This window comes from Methylobacterium sp. D54C, assembly GCF_053345595.1.
This window is the reverse complement of sequence record NZ_JBKFAK010000011.1, coordinates 85,066-100,204: the sequence shown is the minus strand read 5'-3', so window position 1 is coordinate 100,204 and position 15,139 is coordinate 85,066. Positions and strand designations below refer to the sequence as shown.

The following is a 15,139-nucleotide window of genomic DNA, read 5'->3' as shown; positions in this document are numbered from 1 at the left end:
GGCGGGAAGCGGCCGTAGTGCTCCTTCACATGATCGGACGACCGGGCGCGGGACGACCGCGATCCGGTTGGCAATCCGATGCGCCGCCCGCACAGCATCCCGGCGCCAGAGGCGTATCGTGAGTCAGCCCCGAGAGCCCGGAGCCCTTCGCCTCACTGTGGGTGATGACCTGCTGATCCGCATGGTTGCGACCGCCAGCGTCGAGGGCACTGGCTTCCGCCCACTGCATGCGCACACGGGCAACGCGGCCATCGGGTTGCCGCACCGGCACGGCGGACAGGTCGCCCCGCTTTTCGCCGACGTGCAGATGCCCGGGACACGTGACGGCTTCGTCCCTGATCCTGAGGCGGCCCCATGGTCGCGGGGGCGATCCTGGCTCCGTCCAGGACATCGGGACCGCCTAACTGGCTCGCCCGACTTCGCCCGGCTCTTGATGTCGTCCGAAGTCCGTGCAATCTGTGTAGCGATAGTTTCTCATAGAATTGATGCCGTCCGTAAATTGGGAGGGTTTTTCAATGATTGCTTTCAAGCATACGTTGTTTGTAATCTCTATGCTTGCGGCCGTGCCGACAACATGCAACGCGTGCGATGATTTGGTCGGAAGTATCCTTGCGGCTAATTTAAGGCCCGCTATCGAGGATCTGGACTGTTCGGTATTGAAGAAGGCCGGGCTCGACAAGAAGGGGCATAAGCTCAACGGTGTATGCTACGAATCTTCCGGCCCAGCATCCCATGTCAGGGTCGATACGAGCCTCAATTGCCACACGAGCGACAAGGCGCTTATCCCAAGCAGCGTCTCCGAGAACGTCTCGGTCGATGCGGACGTGAGAGGGGTGGATTGCCAAGTCACCGACATTCGCGTCAAGCCTTCCGGGGAGCTCGGGAAAGCCTTGACGTCGATGTTTGGTGCTAACGGAAAGGCCCGTGAGGCCCTGCAGAAGGGCCTGAACCAAGCCTGCAAGCGATGATCGACATCCCAGGTCCGCGAAGGGCAGACCCATTCTCACCGCCAGGCCAGGGATGAACAAAGAGCATCTCACCCGCATCTGGCAATGGGCGTCGATCACCGGGATCCTGTTCGTCGTCGCGAGCGTCGTGTCGATCCAGGGCGGGTCCTCCTTCCTCGGTAAACTGGTTGGGGACGCGACTGGCGACGCTTTGGCTAACCGGCCCGCGATGGGGTACTTCGCGGCGGTCGTCGGAGGCGCGCTGCTCTTCGTCGCCTCGGCAGCGCTCGCCCTGCATGCGATGAGGCACGGAGACCGGTGGCACGAGCGGGTGCCTGTGGTCTGGCTGGAGGGCCTTCGGACCGGAACTTGGGACGGCGGCCTATACCAGGTGGTCGTGCTGCTACTCTTCCTCGGTCTGCCCGCCGTCGGCATCGGCAAGGCTATCGAGGTCGCCGAGGCAGGCGACATCTGCGAACTGGATACGACGCGCTTCTACAAGGGATCCGAGACGACGCTGCTCTCGCCGCCGCGATCGGTTTCCGGAAATCAGATGAGGCTTCGTCGGGAGGGGGCCGGACAAGCCCCATGCAAGGACGGGATCGAACTTTTACCGCGCTTTGGGACGCCTGCGCTCGTTTATGGTCTTCCATTCCTCGGCGGCGGCATAGCGCTTTTTGCACTTTGGGCGATCTTCGTGCGTGGCTCGGTGCCGAGGCGGGACGAGCGTGACGAAGTAACGTCTACTGCCCAAGCCGACATCCCGCACTGACGACACCGGCCTGCTACGTCTTTGCGGTGCATCCCATAGAGATCCGCCAGCCCCTCTTGTCCCAAGGAAGGGCAACTGCGCCTTGCTCTCGGCCGATTGTGAACGATGAGCAGGCCCCACGCGGCGTCTCGGCGTAAGTGGTGTCCTGAACGCACCTTCCCTGAAGCGTCCAGCCCCGGCACGCTGATGTTTCGCCCGTACCGAGATTCGTCCAAGTCGTCGTCCCGGCGACGGGACGAACCGATCGGTATCTCGGGCAGCTGCAGGTAGAAGGTGCCGGGGGGCGCTTCCTGACGGTGGCCTAGGCTGCGGCGGCCGACGAGGTCGCAGCGCCTTCCGGGCGACGGAATACCCGGCGCCACCCCGCCATCGCGAGCCGGACGTTGTGCGGCCGTGCGGCCGCAGTCCTTCGATGCGCCGCGGCCCATCAGGAGTTGCGGATGACGTACCGCTGGATGGTCATGGGTCGGTTCGCGTTGATGACCGCGCCAGGCATGGCCGCACGGCGGCCTACCGACTTCTACTCGGTAGGCCGCCGCCCGCCCGTGGATGGCGGTCACTCCATGGGAGTTCGCAGCCCCCCCGCCTTTACGCGACCGATTGAAAGCCCGGATTGAAAGGCGAGAGTCCGGCGTTCGGGATCGCCCGCCTCGACCGGATCGAGCGAAGGTCGACATCGACCAGCGTGTCGGGGGCGTCACCGACGAGGATCCGCAGTACCTGGGCGAGCATGAGGCACCCGGCCACCGTCCCGACGAATGGCGCCCCCACTGCGGTCTCGGCCAGCCTGGTGAGGCCGCAGATGTCACCGCCTGCGTCGGACAGGCGGCGGTATCCTGGCCTGGAGAGGTCGGCCACTCCCCGTGCGTGGGCACCCTGTCCCCACAGCTCTGCAGCCGACTTCGCAGACGGGAAAGTGTGCACCCTCAACGCTCGGAAGTCTTGGGCGCTTGCGCCAATGCCGGCCTCGACGACGAGGGGGAAGCCAGGCGCCTCGACCTGAGACCGCGCGAGCGCGTTGTCCACGCCGCAGACCAGGACGGCCGGGTCGTCCTCGACCCGCCGTCGGAAGTCGCCATCGAACGGGCGTTCCACGAGCACCGTGTGAAAGCCGTGCCGTTCGAGAACCCCTGCAACGGCGCGCGTCTTGCGCATGCCGAGCAGCTCCTCCTGCGTCAGGATCGACGTGCTGTCCGTCGAGCCGGTCACCTCGTCGGTGTCCTGAAGGACGAGCCGTACCGCCCCCCGATCCGAATGCGGACAGAGCATCAGGGTCCAGAGGAATGCCTGACCAAGGTGCCCGAGGCCGAGGATCCAGAGGTGGTTGGGCAGAACAGCCAACGCCGGGCCGTCCCCGGCGACAGCAATCCAATCGTGCGAGCGGTCCGGGCGCCATAGGGACAGGCCGCTGCTGCGGTGTCCTGCCTCGACCTCACCACGCAACATCGCGAACACCTCGGCCGCCGCCAAGGCGCCGGCCAGCACCGCCGCCGGCGTCACGGTCGTGACATCCGTCAGCCGCGCGCCCACAAGGGGGACGATTCCTCCGCGCCACCCCTCGAAGGTCGCCACCACGCCACGCTCGGGCGTGGTCACCGCGTTTCCGATGACCACGCCGGGCATCGAGGCATCGGCCCCTCCTCGGCGACCACCCTGAGCCGCGATCTCGTCGGCCAGCGATCTGGCGGGGCCGCCCAGGACGAGCAGCGGCACGTCGAGGTCGCCGTCGACGAAGACCCCGCCCAGGGCGAACCGCCGGCCTACGTTCACGACCGTCAGCAGGGCGGCCTGGTGGGCCGGCGAGGACGCGATCTCGGGACCGGCGAACACGCCGATCCGGTGTTCCCGCAGGCGGGCGACGGCGGTCTCGACGTCCGGCGCGGTGCCGTTGTCGAGGTCCACCTTGGCGATGCGGCTGAGCGTGTCCCGCAGCCGGTCGATATCGGAGTGGTTCATCGCTCACCTCGTATGCTGATGCCGAGCCAGCCGAGGCGGGGCGCAGGGAGGACGTCCCATCGCTTCGCGCCACGGTAGCGGTAGACGCCGACGCCGGCGAGGTCGAAGGCGGATCTCGCGAGCCGCGGGGCGATCAGCGCCAGATGCCCACGCGTCGCCACCATCGGGTGTTCCTGGTCCGACCGGCTCTGCCCCGCACCGTCCGGATGGGTGTGGATGTCGGCGAGGACCTCCATGTTCTTCGTCGCGCAGGTCTCCCAGACGGCGTTCATGGCGTGCCCGGAGAGCCGCACGATGCCAGTGGTGAGGGCCTCGGGGTCTATGTCGTCGTAGAAGGCGATCATCCGGACCCGCCCGCCCGCCGGGGCCCTCTCGCCGAGGAGGAAAGCACCGCTTTCGCGAACACCGGCACCGCGGCGCCTGAGCTCCCGGAACAACCGCCACCAGATGGGATACGAGACCGTAAGGCCAAATTGCTCACGCGATGCCATGGTAGCCTCGCGAGTTCAGGTACCGGTGGATCTCGGAGATGTACTGGACGATGCCCCGGTCGGGCTTCCAGGCCATGTGCGGATGGGTGCTCGCCCAATCCCCATGGCCCATGCGGGAGAGCCGATCCAGGGGGAAGTACATCGCCGCCCCGCCGTGCCAGTCCCACCGGAACGTCCCCGAGAAGACGATATCGCCCCGCGGCCAGAGCGCGGGCGCCAGGATCGTCCCGTTCGCGAGGTCCCAGAGGCCGCCGGTCGGCGGCTCCGCCGGGTAGCCGCTGCATTCCAGCCGCAGGACGAACTCGCGCTTGTCCTTGGCCGTGATGCCGAAGATCGCGTGGGGCCACGCGACGGTAATCAGGCGCCAACGCCCGCGGGCCGCACCCTCCGTGAAGAGGGGGGCCGCGAGGTCGCGCTCCAGTTGGGCGCGATCCGGGGTCATCAGATGCTCCCGTTCACGCGGGTCGAGGGGAGCAGGTCGAGGACGACGCGGCAGTCCGGGCACTTGGCGAGGGAGCCCACGTGGGTGGCCTCGTCGGGCCGGTCGTTGGTCCCGTGCAGCTGCAGGGAGAGTTCCGCCGCATCGACCGCGTCGATCTCGAACTGGCGCTCGGCCCAGTCCTTGATCCGGGTCAGCGTGGAGCCCGGGCCGAAGGCCTGCTCGACCGGTCGGCCGGCGTACCGCACGACGACGTGGACGTGTCGGCAGCGGCTGTGGTGCAGGAAGTGGGGCTTGCCGTGGTGCCGGATCTGGTGGTGGTCCGGCAGCGGCTCGTCGGCGTCCTCCTCGAAGAGGAAGAGGCCGATCACCTCCCGGCCGTCGGCCAGGTCGATCTTGAGGGTTTCGACGGTGATGCCGTCGTGGACCCGGTGGTGGGCCGGATCGAGTTCGGCCTCGTGGCGGATGAAGATGTCGATGTGCGTGGTCATGTCGTGAACTCCGTGGTCGGCCGTCGTGGCCGCTCACGGAATTGATCGGCTGGGCGCCGAAAAAACCTCTGGAGCCCAATTGCCGAACCACCGCACTGTCCTAGGCTCGCGGTCGAGCCCCGGTCGCAGGGCACGACATGAAGTGCCCGCACCGCATGCAGACCTGCAGCCGCGGCTTTGGTTCGAGACGACCGCACCGGATCGCGTCGAGAATGATTGCGGCCTGTTCGAGGTCGCTCGCCGCCTCTGCATCGTTTCGCAGGATCGGGAGGATGTCGCCTCCCGTGAGGTGCGCGATATCGGCGGCGACGGCCTGCTCGGCCCTGAGCTTGGCGGCGGCCAGGAACAGGCCGGCGGTCAGGGCGCGGGCGTTCGCGGTATCCCTCTTGCCGGCCACGACCATCCGCGCGGTAAGCGCTTCCCCGGTGCCGGTAGAGTAGAGCGGCGCCGGCACCAGGACATGTCCGCCTCGAATGGGCAGGCGAACCATCTCCCTGCCGGACCCGGCATGTCCTTCCAGCACCCGTTTCAGATCTGCGAGGCTGCGGCGGACAACGGCTTCGTAATCCCCCACGAGCGGGTGATCGGCCGCCGGGCCGCGCTCACCCCAAGCCTGGACGAACGCCGCTTCGATGGCGGCCGCGAGGTCTGGACCGGCTCCCGCGATCTCCGACACGCGGTCGATCAGCTCGTAGATCACTCCCCCCGTCATCTGGTGCGGGCTCTCGTGCCGGCGGCTGCGGATCGAGAGCTGGTGGCGGTAGGCCACCCTTAGCGGGCACTTCTCGAAGTCGCGGATGTCGTGGAAGGTGATGAAGTCGAGCTCGACCTTACCGACGCCGGTGGCCGTGACGGCGAAGTTCGCGGTCGGGGCACCGAGCGTTTCCGTCTCGAACGTCCCGAGTTCGGCGATGAACGGCGACGGAGCGCGGTCCTCCTTCTTCGCCTGACACGTATGGTAGAGCCGGAGGTGATCTTCGGCACGGGAGATGGCGACGAAGAAGCAGCAACGCTCCTCCTCGCCTTGTGCCACCTTGTGGTCCCGCCCGTCGCCGATTCCTGCAGGCACCTGGCATTTGTCGGCCGAAGGAGTCTTCGGGAAGCCCTCGTCATGCAGCCCTACGAGATGCACTGCCTCGAACTGAAGCCCCTTCGAAGCGTGCACCGTCATCAGCCTGACCGCATCCACGTCGGGCCCAAGGTCGGGCTCACGAAGGTCACGGTCGTCGGCCAGCAGCATGACCGTGCGGACCCGGCGCAAGGCGTCCTTGACCGTCAGGGGACTTCCGTCCGGCTCGACCTGATCGAGAAACTCCACGAGCTGCCGCAAGGCGGAGCGGCTCATGTCCGCGTCGATGCCGTTCTCGGCTGCCAGGTGCCGCAGGTAATCACTGCGGTCGAGAAGCCATCCTGCCACGGCCTCAAAGGCTGGCGTCCTCGGGGTGAGGCCCCTGAGCCGCACCCCCAAGCGTGCCAAGGCCTCGGCGCCGCTAGGCGTCAGGCCCTCGATGGCAAGGGCATCGGGCAGGACCTCGGCGAGGGCCTTGCCCTGGCGGCGGGCATGCTCGACGGCGACGGCGATGTCGGACGCCTCGACGTCGACACCCCTGAACGTCGCCACGCGGGACAGGGCGGCCCCGTTCGGTTCCGCCACGATGGCAAGGATCGACAGGATGTCCCGGACCTCACTTCGCTCGAAGAAGCTGCCCAGGTGAAGCACCGGGATGCCGTGTCGCGCCAGCCTGGTGGCGAGCGTATCCAATCTGGTGTTGGTGCGGGCGAGGATGGTCTGCTGACCGAACCGGACACCGGCATCGCGAAGCGTCCGGATCTCCTTCTCGACGAGGTCGGCCTCGCAATCGTCGTCCTGGCCGACCAGAAGCCGCGTCTGGCTCCCGAGCTCCTTTCTCTTCGCCTCGGCCAGGTAGGGCAGCGTCTTCTTGGAAGGCTGGCCGGGCTTCTTGCGGGCCTCGTCGCTCGCCGCCGCGAACGTCCGGCACAGGCCGGTGATGTGGTCTGTGGACCGGTAGTTGAATTCAAGGGGCATTCGGTCGCCCTCGGAGAAATCCTCCTCAAACCGCTCCATGTTGAGGGGGGACGCGCCACGGAACCTGTAGATGCTCTGACGAGCGTCGCCGACGACCCAGATGCGGTTGCTGTCGCCCCAGAGAAGCCGGAGCATCGTCGAGCTCGCGCGATTGACGTCCTGGTACTCGTCCACGAGGATTTCGCGGTGCCTCGACCGCAGCTGGCCCAGGACCTCCGGGTCGTCGCGCATGAGCAGGACCGGCCTCATCACGAGGTCCGAGAAATCGACGAGCCCATTGTTCTTGAGCATCGCGTCGTAGGCCTCGTAGACCGCGGCGGCCTCAAGGGTCTTCTCCGCCACCTCGATGGGCTTCAGCGCCGTCTTCGACTTCTTGGGCAGGGCCGCGTAAGCCGCCCGGGCCCTTTCGAGGTTCTCCTCCGCGAGCCTGCGAAACTCGGCGGGGCCGATGAGTTCGTCCTTGGCGCGCCCGATGGGCTTGAGGATCTCCTTGAGCCTGGCCCCCGGGTTGCTCAGGTCGTGGAAATGGACGAGGCCAAGCAGGGGGAGGCGCTCCTCCAGCATCTCCACGGCCTGCGATGGCGAGACCAGACGGATCTTGGGGGCCAAGCCCATTCGGTCGTAGTGGCGACGCATCACCTCCAAGCCGAAGGCGTGGAACGTCCCGGTCCAAACCTCGACGGTGTCGTCGCCCCGGATCTCCGTGATCCGTGAGGAGAGCTCGGCGGCTGCCTTGTTCGAGAAGGTAAGGGCGAGGATCTCCGAGGGGTGGACCTTGTCCAGCAGGTGGCTCACCCGGGCGACGAGGGTCTTCGTCTTTCCGGACCCCGGACCAGCCTCGACCAGCAGGGCCCGACCCTCGTGTTTCACCGCCGTGTCTTGGCTTGCGTCGAGGTCCTGGGGCTTCTGGGTGGGCGGATCAGCCGGTGGCTCGACATCGCGCTGGAGGAGGGCGTCGAACAACTGTTGGCGGACCATCGACAGCGGCACGCGGAGGCGGCTCGCGATCTCGGACGCCGGCAGGCGCTCGTCGAGGAAAAGCTGCCGCGCGAGGTCGCGCGGCAGGAGATACTCGCGGCCGTACACGTTGGCCTGCAGTTCGCGGCGCTCGCGGGGTCCGTAGGCCTCGACCTTGGAAAGCGCCCGCGATCCCGCCGGTCGCAGGTCGGTCTGATGGAGTTCGCAGGGATCGTCGGGCCGATGGAGGTCGAGATGGCCCAGTTCATGGGCGAGGTGCAGGGCCTTGTCGGCCTCGCAGGCATCCTCGCGGACGTAGACGGCGGATGCGGCGCGGTAGAGCTTCGCGTCGCAGCCGCCGAGGATCGAGCCCTCGACGGAATCCTCCAGGATCTGAAGCCCCGCGGCCGCAAAGGCATGCTCTACGGCCGCGTAGCCGGACTTGATGCCGGCCGGCAGCTCGGCGCGCCTGCGCCTAGCCTGATGCCGAGCTAGGGCAAAGGCGTCCATCGCCGTTCACTCCGACAGCCAGCGGGCCCGAAGCTCGTCGGGGACCTTCGCCTTCCCGACGGCGACGGCGAAGTCCTCGATCCTGTTCACGTCGGGCTTGCCGGAAGACTTGGCCTCCACCCCGGCGAGACCCCGGGGCGATGTGTCGGCGAAATGCTGCCGCACCTGCCCGATGGCCACGCCGAGCGCGTCGGCCGCGTACCGGAGGAAGCGGTTGGTCGGCGGCGAGACGTTCCGGCTCGCCAGCTTGATGATGAAGCTCACGTCGTTGCCGAAGGCCGCCTGGACCGACATCCAAGCAGGCAGGTTGCCTAGGTCCTTCGGCTTGGGCGAAGCGGCATTGGCAGCCTTCTGGGCCTCATAATCGGCCTGGACGCGGCCGAGCAGCGCCGACGTCATCGTCTCCTCCCCCTCGATCCCGTCGAGCCGCTCGATCACGTCGGGCTCGCCGCTGACGGCGGCCCGGGCCGCGAGGCGGCTCAGGAACTCCGGCGCCCCTGCCCCGAGTAGGGCCAGGGCATCCCGGATCTCCTCAGGGCGGGACCCGGCTTCGAAGATCGCGTCGGCCATGGCGCGCGGATCGGTCGTGTTGGCGGTCATCACAGCTCCTCCTTCGTCAGGGCGGCTTCGAGCTTGGTCTTGATGGCGGTCTTCATCTCACGAAGCGTGCCTTCCGGCTTGCCGAGCATCCTCACGAGATCGATGGCGGCCCGATCGCTCCGGAGCGGGATCTCGGTCATGAAAAGGGGATGGAAGACCGCCATCTCGTCCGGGGTCAGGATCCCGGCGATGCGCCCGTCAATGAGCACCTTGTCCACCGTGTCGCGCGCCAGCGACGCCTCGTCGTTGATGGCGTCGGCGTGATCGTCGATGGCGACCTTCTCCGCATCGGGACGCAGGTCGAAGAGGCCCGGGTAGAGATCGGCAGCGGCCCGCTCCAGGTTCGTCTGGAAGGTGATCTCCCACCAGTCGATCTCGACGCGTTTTGCGATCTCCCGCGTGACAATCTGGAGCAGGCTCTGGGCCATGTCCTCCCTGTCGTGGTGACAGAGGCCGCGGTACTTCCAGCCCACCCACCGGATCACCGCTGCGACCAGCGCCTTCACCGTGGCATGCTCCACCTTTCGGTTCGGGTCGACCCGGCAGCGGCGCAGGAGTCTGACGTAAACCTCCGGCGGCAAGGCAGGCCGTCGATGGTGGTCGTTCAGGAGAGCCAGAAGCTCGTCCTCGTCATCGAGGTCGTCGATTCGGTCGAGCACGCGGGCAACGCGCCGCGGATGGGTAAGGGTATCGGGCATATCTCCCCGCTGCGTTGGGGAAGCCTTTCGCCTCCCGCTATTGCCTTGATCGGCTTGCCTCACAAAAATCCTCTGGACCAGGCTTCCGGTAAGCTTAGCTCCCTGTCTCGGATTCGCCCCAGGTGGTTTGTCGAGCACTTGGTTGGGGGCTAGCGAGCGAGAAGGGCCATCCTCGAAACTCTCGCACCGACCAAGCCAGTGCCGTCGTCGGGCTGACCGAGTGCGATAAAGACTTCGACCTCCTGCCGAGGGGTTTGGCGGGCGGTTCCGTTCCGTCGCGGACGGCCGTGCCTAGCTGGGAAATCGGGGCTGAGCGCACGCCGACCGTGGAAACGGAGGCACTGGGCACATGATCCCGCCCGTCAGGGCGCTTCGCGGTTACCCTGCCGAACGAGGAAGATGACGCGGGGATCGTCGCCCACACCCGAGACAGAGTTGCGTTCGACATGGCCGATGACCCACTCGGCGTCGCGTATCCGGATGCGCGCGCCGGCGACGAGGGATGCCCGCGGCATGCTCATGGAATACATGCCTTGGCATCAATCGCGGGGCGGACGGATGGGGCAGATAGGGGGCTAGATCCCGCGCTCTCACAAAGATTTTTCACGTGCCCCCGCCCCTCGCCTAGCCCAACGAGGGGCCTATCCCGCCACCACAGGTGGGGCCGGATTCTTTGGGATTTTGCAACCTAAAGATTAGATCTGACGCCGATGGCGTCATCTTCAGCTCGCCTGCGTTGCGCGGGCGGCACTCCCTGACAGAAGGTCCTGGCGACAGGTTCGATGCCGAGATGTCAGGGAACGTCTTGGTGCCTCACGTCCCTCCATGCGCGAAGCAACCGGGGAGCCTTTCGATGGAACGCGATGCCGGCGTCCGTAAGCGCGCCGGCTCGCCTGACCTGAACCTGGAAGAACCCCTCCCCGCCCATCGCGGCCTCAACCCGGTTGATCGCTGCCATCACGACGGCACGCCGGACGTCGCAAGCGATGGCTGTGCGCTCCAACGCGCCTCTACCTGAACGCACGGCCTCGTCGACTGCGCGCCACGCCATCTCAAGGACGGTGAGGGTAATCCGGACCGGCATGCCCCCGAGATCGCACGATAACCGTCGCTAAATCCCCAATGTGCGGAGGATCGAGGCTCCCATGCGTCCGAGGGAATGTGGGCGGCGTGGGCCGCGGCAGATCGAGGTGCCAGTTTGTTGGCGAAAAGCGAACAGACTGGCGGCCTCGGGTGCGCCATACCTCTGTCGTAGCAATGGTTTATGGAACATACCGAAATGGTGCCGGCCCCGCTGACTTTGTCCGCGGTTCGCCAACAAAGTCAAACGCGGTTTGTTGGCGAACCGCGAACAAACCGCGGTGCTAAGCAAGCTGGTCTTAGGGTACTTCGGATCCCCTCGGTGTCCCCTTTCGGGCGAAACGAACAGTCCTGTTGGATGGCCGTCGATCCTTGAAGACCCAAGGATTGCGGCCGCAATCCTTGGCGGCCTCGATTGGACGGTCTGGTTCGGCGTCCGTCCGGATACGGCACCTGTAGCCACCGCTTGAGTCGCCACATCTGAGTCAAGTTTTGACCGGCGAGGTCGCTGTCCTGAGGCTGTCCTAGCTATCCCGCCACGCTCGAAAGGCGCAGCTAAGTCATTGAATAACCTGGCGACCCCGGTAGGGCTCGAACCTACGACCTGCCGCTTAGAAGGCGGCTGCGGTCGATTAAGCTGTTGCAGATGCGCCGTTTTTCAGCGCGTTATCGTTGCCGTGTTGCGTTGGTGTTGCCGGCTCGATCGCGCCGAGCACGGAAAGCTCGCCTGCAGTGACGGCTCGGCGGTCCGTCCGACCAGCCTTGAACAGGTGCCCATAGACGCGCTGGGTGAACTCGGGAGACTCGTGTCCGGCCCATTCCGAGACCTGCCCGATCTTCGCTCCCTCATCGATCCAGAGAGAAACGGCGAAATGCCGGAAGCTGTGTGCTGTCCAGCGTGGCGAGCCATCGGCCGCCACGATTCCGAGGGCGATCTGTAGGGGCCCGAGCTGCCGGTTTACGATGTTCGGGTAGCCGATCGGTGTCCCGGTCTCCGACGGGAACACCAGACCGCTCTCACCTGCCATCCCGGCTCGCCAATTCGCCAGGATCGTTGCGAGTTGTGGGCCGATCGGCACGCTGCGCAGAGCCGCCGCCGTCTTCACGGTGTCTCTGACGTTATAGCGGTCGACGCCTTCTCGCACCTGCAGGTGCTCGGGCTCGACGCTCACCCAGGACAGGCCGCGAGCCTCGCCGATGCGCAGGCCGGCGAGAGCCATCGTGGCCAGGAGCGGCCGCAGCCAGGGTGTGGGGCGGAAGGTCTCGACAGTCAGCTCCGGGTGCCGCGCGCGGAAGGCACGCGCTTGCCGGATCGGATGCTCGGCCGAGACCCGTTGCACCTCGACGAGGCGAGATCCCCCTCCGCTTCGCTCACGAGCGATCAGAAACAGAGCCTCGGTATCAGCGGCTGCGGCGAGCATCGTCCTGACGACCTCGCGTTCGGGGATACGGATCGTCTCCTCGACCTCGCGGATCTCTGCGCGCCGTGTTTTCCGCCGGCTTCGAAGCGAGCGGACGGATTAGCGTGCGCGAGACGCCGGCGGATCGCCTCGTCAAAGATGGCGCCGAGCACGATGCGCGCGCGCCGGCACGTGTCATCAGTCCGCCCCTCCGCCTTGAGCCGCTCGAGCCAGTCACCGACGTCCGCCGGGTGGAGTTTCGGGAGTAGCCGAGCACCCAGGTAGGGCTTTACATGCCCCCCGTAGTAGACGCGGTAATTGTGCAGCGTGGCGCCTGCCGCTTGATCCGCTTCCAGCGCGGCGATCAGCAATCTTTAGGCGTGGTCCACCGTGCTCGCGGCACGGTCTGGTACATGGGTGCCGGCTATCACCTCGCTCCGAACACGTACGAGAAACCCATCAGTCTCCTTCTTCGTCGGAAATTGGCGGAAGCGGCGAGCGCCCCCGCTATCGGTGTAGCTCGCCAACCATACGGTTTTTCCGCTTGGGAGCGTTCGCTTCCTGATCGTTGCCATGTCGTTCATTTCACTGACGAAATTTTCCGAGCAATCCAAGGAATCGCCAAGCACGTCGCCGTCATGTAGAATTCTACGACATGGCTCTTGACCGGTCTACGCGGTCATGTAATTTTTATGGACATGGGCGGTCGATATGGCGTTCTTCAATGACCTGGTTCGGGTCATCGCCGAAGTGCAAGGCTTGGATGAAATGACCGTCCGCGGGATAGGGCTAAATGTACGTGATGCCGGCCATATCCGCAAAGGAGGTCGAGGACTGTCTGCCGCAAAAATGAGTCCTAAAGACGCCGCAAGCCTTCTAATTGGTACCTGCGCCACGAATATATCGAAACAAGCAGGCAATGCTGTCGGCGAATTCTATTCCGCTTCCTTCAAAAACGCTCGCGGTCTGTCAACAAAAGGTCGCGCCCTCCTAGAACGTATCATGCTCGATGAGGTCACGGCCGGAGAGTTCATCGCAGAATTGATCCAGATTTCTGCGATTGCAAGACAGGATGAATTTGCTTCTTTCCTGGCCGACAACTTTGATTTTCCACAAGGAGGCATCGACAGAAATCAGATCGCATCAGAAATCGGTCGGTCAGTATATCTCGAGATCCACTTTTCCAGGCCGTCGCCACGGATCGACTTTTTAGTTCGAAGCATCGAAGACGGGCGCATATGGTCAAGGATGTGGTTTTCTAAGGAATGCCACCCGAATTCTTTCGATCGCCGAGAGACCGTAATGATAACCCATAGAACACTCCGATCTCTCGGATCCGCGCTAGCATAGCTCAAGGAGAAAAACATGGAAGAACTGACACCGCGCCCGGCCGGCGCGAACGATGCCGGCTTGCCGCTTTCCGACGACCTCATGACTGGCGCGGAGGCAATTTCCAAGTTCATGTTCGGCGATGCGACTGACACGAACAAGCGACGGGTCTACCATGCCAGCGACAAGCTGGGGCTGCCGACCTTCAGACTTGGCGGCACACTGTGCGCCCGCCGTAGCACCATCCTGACCTGGATCACAAAGCAGGAGCAGCAGGGGAGCGCGGCGTGAGCGCTGTCGTACTCCCTTTCCGGTTCGCTAGGCGCCTGCCGCAAATCAGGAAGACGGCGTCATACATGACGACGGTCCCCAGCAATCACGCCGAGGGCCACCTCCGAGAGCAGCTCCGGCGCCTCGAGGATGGTCTTCGTAAGAAGGGCGTGGCCGAGCCGCTAATCCGGTCTGAAGTCGGTTCCTACGAAGGCGCCGTCCGCGCACCTATGGCGCCTCCTGATCAGCCAGGGGGGTGCCGCGTGAGCAAGAATGGTCACAAGGGCAACGGCAAAAAGGAGCCGCCTCACGTCCGCTTGTACGATTGGCTGACCGACTCGGCTGCTTGGCTCGACCTGAGCACAGACGCGCGCGCTCTCTACGTGCTCTTGAAGAAGAAATACCGGGGCATGAACAACGGCCGCATTATCTTGTCGGTACGGCAAGCGGCCGAGAACCTGAAGGTGAGCAAGACCAGCGCGTCAAAGGCGTTCCTGGAATTGCAGGTCCACGGCTTCATCGAGGTGGTGATCCTTGGGGGCTTCGATAGTCGGAAGGATGGAAGAGCAACCGAGTGGCGGTTGACTGAACACCCATGCGACGTGGCGGCCGAATTACCGACTCGGCGCTTCATGAGTTGGGCGCCTGGAAAAGATTTCACGGTCCCTCAGGGCGGACGCTCAGTCCCTCAGGGCGGACAGTCGGTCCCTCAGGGCGGACTGATGGACCAAAGAATTCCTAGAATTGTCCCTCTCCGCGGACCGTGAAGCCCAGTTTCGGCATTCTCACGGTCCCTCAGGGCGGACACATCTAATATACCAGTGCCGAGGGCGCCACGCGCTCTACGCCAGCAGCATCCTACACCATCCCCAGAGATCGGCCGCACCTGCGGCTGTGCGACCTCGCGCTATCGAGGAAGGAGCGAAGCTATGCCGAATTGGGCTCAGGTTCTGACCGACGCATTGCAAGCCGGCGAGGAGGCTTACCGGGCCGCGTGAAAGCGTCAGGGCTGCAAGGATATCGGCACCTGCGGCTGCGCGTTCGTGGATGTGCCGAAAAGCCATCCTCTCGCCAAGCACGCTTATGACGTCGCTCGAACGTACGTAGACGGTTTCGAGCCGGGGTTCGCAACCCTAATGCATTCGGACCCTC

16 protein-coding genes are annotated in these 15,139 nt (G+C 65.2%); 6 read left to right on the top strand and 10 right to left on the bottom strand.

Going from position 1 to position 15,139, the window contains the following annotated elements; genetic code table 11:
* Window positions 1–515: 515 nt before the first annotated feature.
* The gene (locus ACLBYB_RS20480; RefSeq protein ID WP_447699859.1) at window positions 516–968 is read left to right on the top strand and encodes a hypothetical protein; all 453 of its coding nucleotides are present in this window, start codon (window positions 516–518) and stop codon (window positions 966–968) included.
* A gap of 52 nt (window positions 969–1,020) precedes the next feature.
* Entirely contained in the window at window positions 1,021–1,719 is a 699-nt protein-coding gene (locus ACLBYB_RS20475) for a hypothetical protein (protein WP_447699858.1), read from the top strand.
* 588 nt (window positions 1,720–2,307) lie between these two features.
* Here the strand turns inward: ACLBYB_RS20475 and ACLBYB_RS20470 are convergent.
* From ACLBYB_RS20470 to ACLBYB_RS20435, 8 genes are all read right to left on the bottom strand, one after another.
* Window positions 2,308–3,675, bottom strand: coding sequence for a hypothetical protein (locus ACLBYB_RS20470; protein ID WP_447699857.1), 1,368 nt, complete (start codon window positions 3,673–3,675; stop codon window positions 2,308–2,310).
* Window positions 3,672–4,166 carry a hypothetical protein gene (locus tag ACLBYB_RS20465; protein WP_447699856.1) on the bottom strand — a complete coding sequence of 165 codons (495 nt, stop codon included), beginning with the start codon at window positions 4,164–4,166 and terminating at the stop codon, window positions 3,672–3,674. Before ACLBYB_RS20465 ends, ACLBYB_RS20470 begins: the two co-directional genes overlap by 4 nt.
* Window positions 4,153–4,608, bottom strand: coding sequence for a DUF7665 family protein (locus ACLBYB_RS20460; protein ID WP_447699855.1), 456 nt, complete (start codon window positions 4,606–4,608; stop codon window positions 4,153–4,155). The genes ACLBYB_RS20465 and ACLBYB_RS20460 overlap by 14 nt, the downstream gene beginning before the upstream one ends.
* Window positions 4,608–5,096 carry a hypothetical protein gene (locus ACLBYB_RS20455; RefSeq protein ID WP_447699854.1) on the bottom strand — a complete coding sequence of 163 codons (489 nt, stop codon included), beginning with the start codon at window positions 5,094–5,096 and terminating at the stop codon, window positions 4,608–4,610. The genes ACLBYB_RS20460 and ACLBYB_RS20455 overlap by 1 nt, the downstream gene beginning before the upstream one ends.
* Before the next feature lie 100 nt (window positions 5,097–5,196).
* Entirely contained in the window at window positions 5,197–8,610 is a 3,414-nt protein-coding gene (locus ACLBYB_RS20450) for a UvrD-helicase domain-containing protein (protein ID WP_447699853.1), read from the bottom strand.
* A 6-nt stretch (window positions 8,611–8,616) separates the two neighbouring features.
* On the bottom strand, window positions 8,617–9,210 hold the full coding sequence (locus ACLBYB_RS20445; protein ID WP_447699852.1) for a hypothetical protein: 594 nt from the start codon (window positions 9,208–9,210) through the stop codon (window positions 8,617–8,619).
* Window positions 9,210–9,869 carry a hypothetical protein gene (locus ACLBYB_RS20440; RefSeq protein ID WP_447699851.1) on the bottom strand — a complete coding sequence of 220 codons (660 nt, stop codon included), beginning with the start codon at window positions 9,867–9,869 and terminating at the stop codon, window positions 9,210–9,212. The genes ACLBYB_RS20445 and ACLBYB_RS20440 overlap by 1 nt, the downstream gene beginning before the upstream one ends.
* Before the next feature lie 401 nt (window positions 9,870–10,270).
* On the bottom strand, window positions 10,271–10,438 hold the full coding sequence (locus ACLBYB_RS20435; RefSeq protein WP_447699850.1) for a hypothetical protein: 168 nt from the start codon (window positions 10,436–10,438) through the stop codon (window positions 10,271–10,273).
* Between the two features lie 323 nt (window positions 10,439–10,761).
* Between ACLBYB_RS20435 and ACLBYB_RS20430 the strand changes: the two genes are divergently transcribed.
* The gene (locus tag ACLBYB_RS20430) at window positions 10,762–10,926 is read left to right on the top strand and encodes a hypothetical protein (RefSeq protein ID WP_447699849.1); all 165 of its coding nucleotides are present in this window, start codon (window positions 10,762–10,764) and stop codon (window positions 10,924–10,926) included.
* A 694-nt stretch (window positions 10,927–11,620) separates the two neighbouring features.
* Here the strand turns inward: ACLBYB_RS20430 and ACLBYB_RS20425 are convergent.
* Both ACLBYB_RS20425 and ACLBYB_RS20420 read right to left on the bottom strand, forming a co-directional pair.
* Complete coding sequence (locus ACLBYB_RS20425) at window positions 11,621–12,409, bottom strand: tyrosine-type recombinase/integrase (RefSeq protein ID WP_447699848.1); 789 nt, start codon at window positions 12,407–12,409, stop codon at window positions 11,621–11,623.
* A complete protein-coding gene (locus tag ACLBYB_RS20420; RefSeq protein ID WP_447699847.1) occupies window positions 12,370–12,759 on the bottom strand; it encodes a phage integrase central domain-containing protein in 390 nt (129 codons plus the stop codon). The genes ACLBYB_RS20425 and ACLBYB_RS20420 overlap by 40 nt, the downstream gene beginning before the upstream one ends.
* Before the next feature lie 340 nt (window positions 12,760–13,099).
* On the opposite strand from ACLBYB_RS20420, the gene ACLBYB_RS20415 reads away from it, so the two are divergent.
* Genes ACLBYB_RS20415 through ACLBYB_RS20405 form a run of 3 tightly spaced genes read left to right on the top strand, consistent with a single transcriptional unit; the run spans window position 13,100 to window position 14,754 of the window.
* Window positions 13,100–13,738: a hypothetical protein gene (locus ACLBYB_RS20415; protein ID WP_447699846.1), complete on the top strand. Its 639-nt coding sequence runs from the start codon at window positions 13,100–13,102 to the stop codon at window positions 13,736–13,738.
* 15 nt (window positions 13,739–13,753) lie between these two features.
* Complete coding sequence (locus tag ACLBYB_RS20410) at window positions 13,754–14,008, top strand: DNA-binding protein (protein ID WP_447699845.1); 255 nt, start codon at window positions 13,754–13,756, stop codon at window positions 14,006–14,008.
* Window positions 14,005–14,754 carry a DUF6074 family protein gene (locus ACLBYB_RS20405; RefSeq protein ID WP_447699844.1) on the top strand — a complete coding sequence of 250 codons (750 nt, stop codon included), beginning with the start codon at window positions 14,005–14,007 and terminating at the stop codon, window positions 14,752–14,754. The genes ACLBYB_RS20410 and ACLBYB_RS20405 overlap by 4 nt, the downstream gene beginning before the upstream one ends.
* Window positions 14,755–15,139 lie beyond the last annotated feature (385 nt).

Coding starts and splice junctions, on each gene's coding strand:
- ACLBYB_RS20480 (WP_447699859.1), top strand. CDS start 516: ATGATTGCTTTCAAGCATACGTTGTTTGTAATCTCTATGCTTGCGGCC.
- ACLBYB_RS20475 (WP_447699858.1), top strand. CDS start 1,021: ATGAACAAAGAGCATCTCACCCGCATCTGGCAATGGGCGTCGATCACC.
- ACLBYB_RS20470 (WP_447699857.1), bottom strand. CDS start 3,675: ATGAACCACTCCGATATCGACCGGCTGCGGGACACGCTCAGCCGCATC.
- ACLBYB_RS20465 (WP_447699856.1), bottom strand. CDS start 4,166: ATGGCATCGCGTGAGCAATTTGGCCTTACGGTCTCGTATCCCATCTGG.
- ACLBYB_RS20460 (WP_447699855.1), bottom strand. CDS start 4,608: ATGACCCCGGATCGCGCCCAACTGGAGCGCGACCTCGCGGCCCCCCTC.
- ACLBYB_RS20455 (WP_447699854.1), bottom strand. CDS start 5,096: ATGACCACGCACATCGACATCTTCATCCGCCACGAGGCCGAACTCGAT.
- ACLBYB_RS20450 (WP_447699853.1), bottom strand. CDS start 8,610: ATGGACGCCTTTGCCCTAGCTCGGCATCAGGCTAGGCGCAGGCGCGCC.
- ACLBYB_RS20445 (WP_447699852.1), bottom strand. CDS start 9,210: ATGACCGCCAACACGACCGATCCGCGCGCCATGGCCGACGCGATCTTC.
- ACLBYB_RS20435 (WP_447699850.1), bottom strand. CDS start 10,438: ATGTATTCCATGAGCATGCCGCGGGCATCCCTCGTCGCCGGCGCGCGC.
- ACLBYB_RS20430 (WP_447699849.1), top strand. CDS start 10,762: ATGGAACGCGATGCCGGCGTCCGTAAGCGCGCCGGCTCGCCTGACCTG.
- ACLBYB_RS20425 (WP_447699848.1), bottom strand. CDS start 12,409: ATGCTCGCCGCAGCCGCTGATACCGAGGCTCTGTTTCTGATCGCTCGT.
- ACLBYB_RS20415 (WP_447699846.1), top strand. CDS start 13,100: ATGGCGTTCTTCAATGACCTGGTTCGGGTCATCGCCGAAGTGCAAGGC.
- ACLBYB_RS20410 (WP_447699845.1), top strand. CDS start 13,754: ATGGAAGAACTGACACCGCGCCCGGCCGGCGCGAACGATGCCGGCTTG.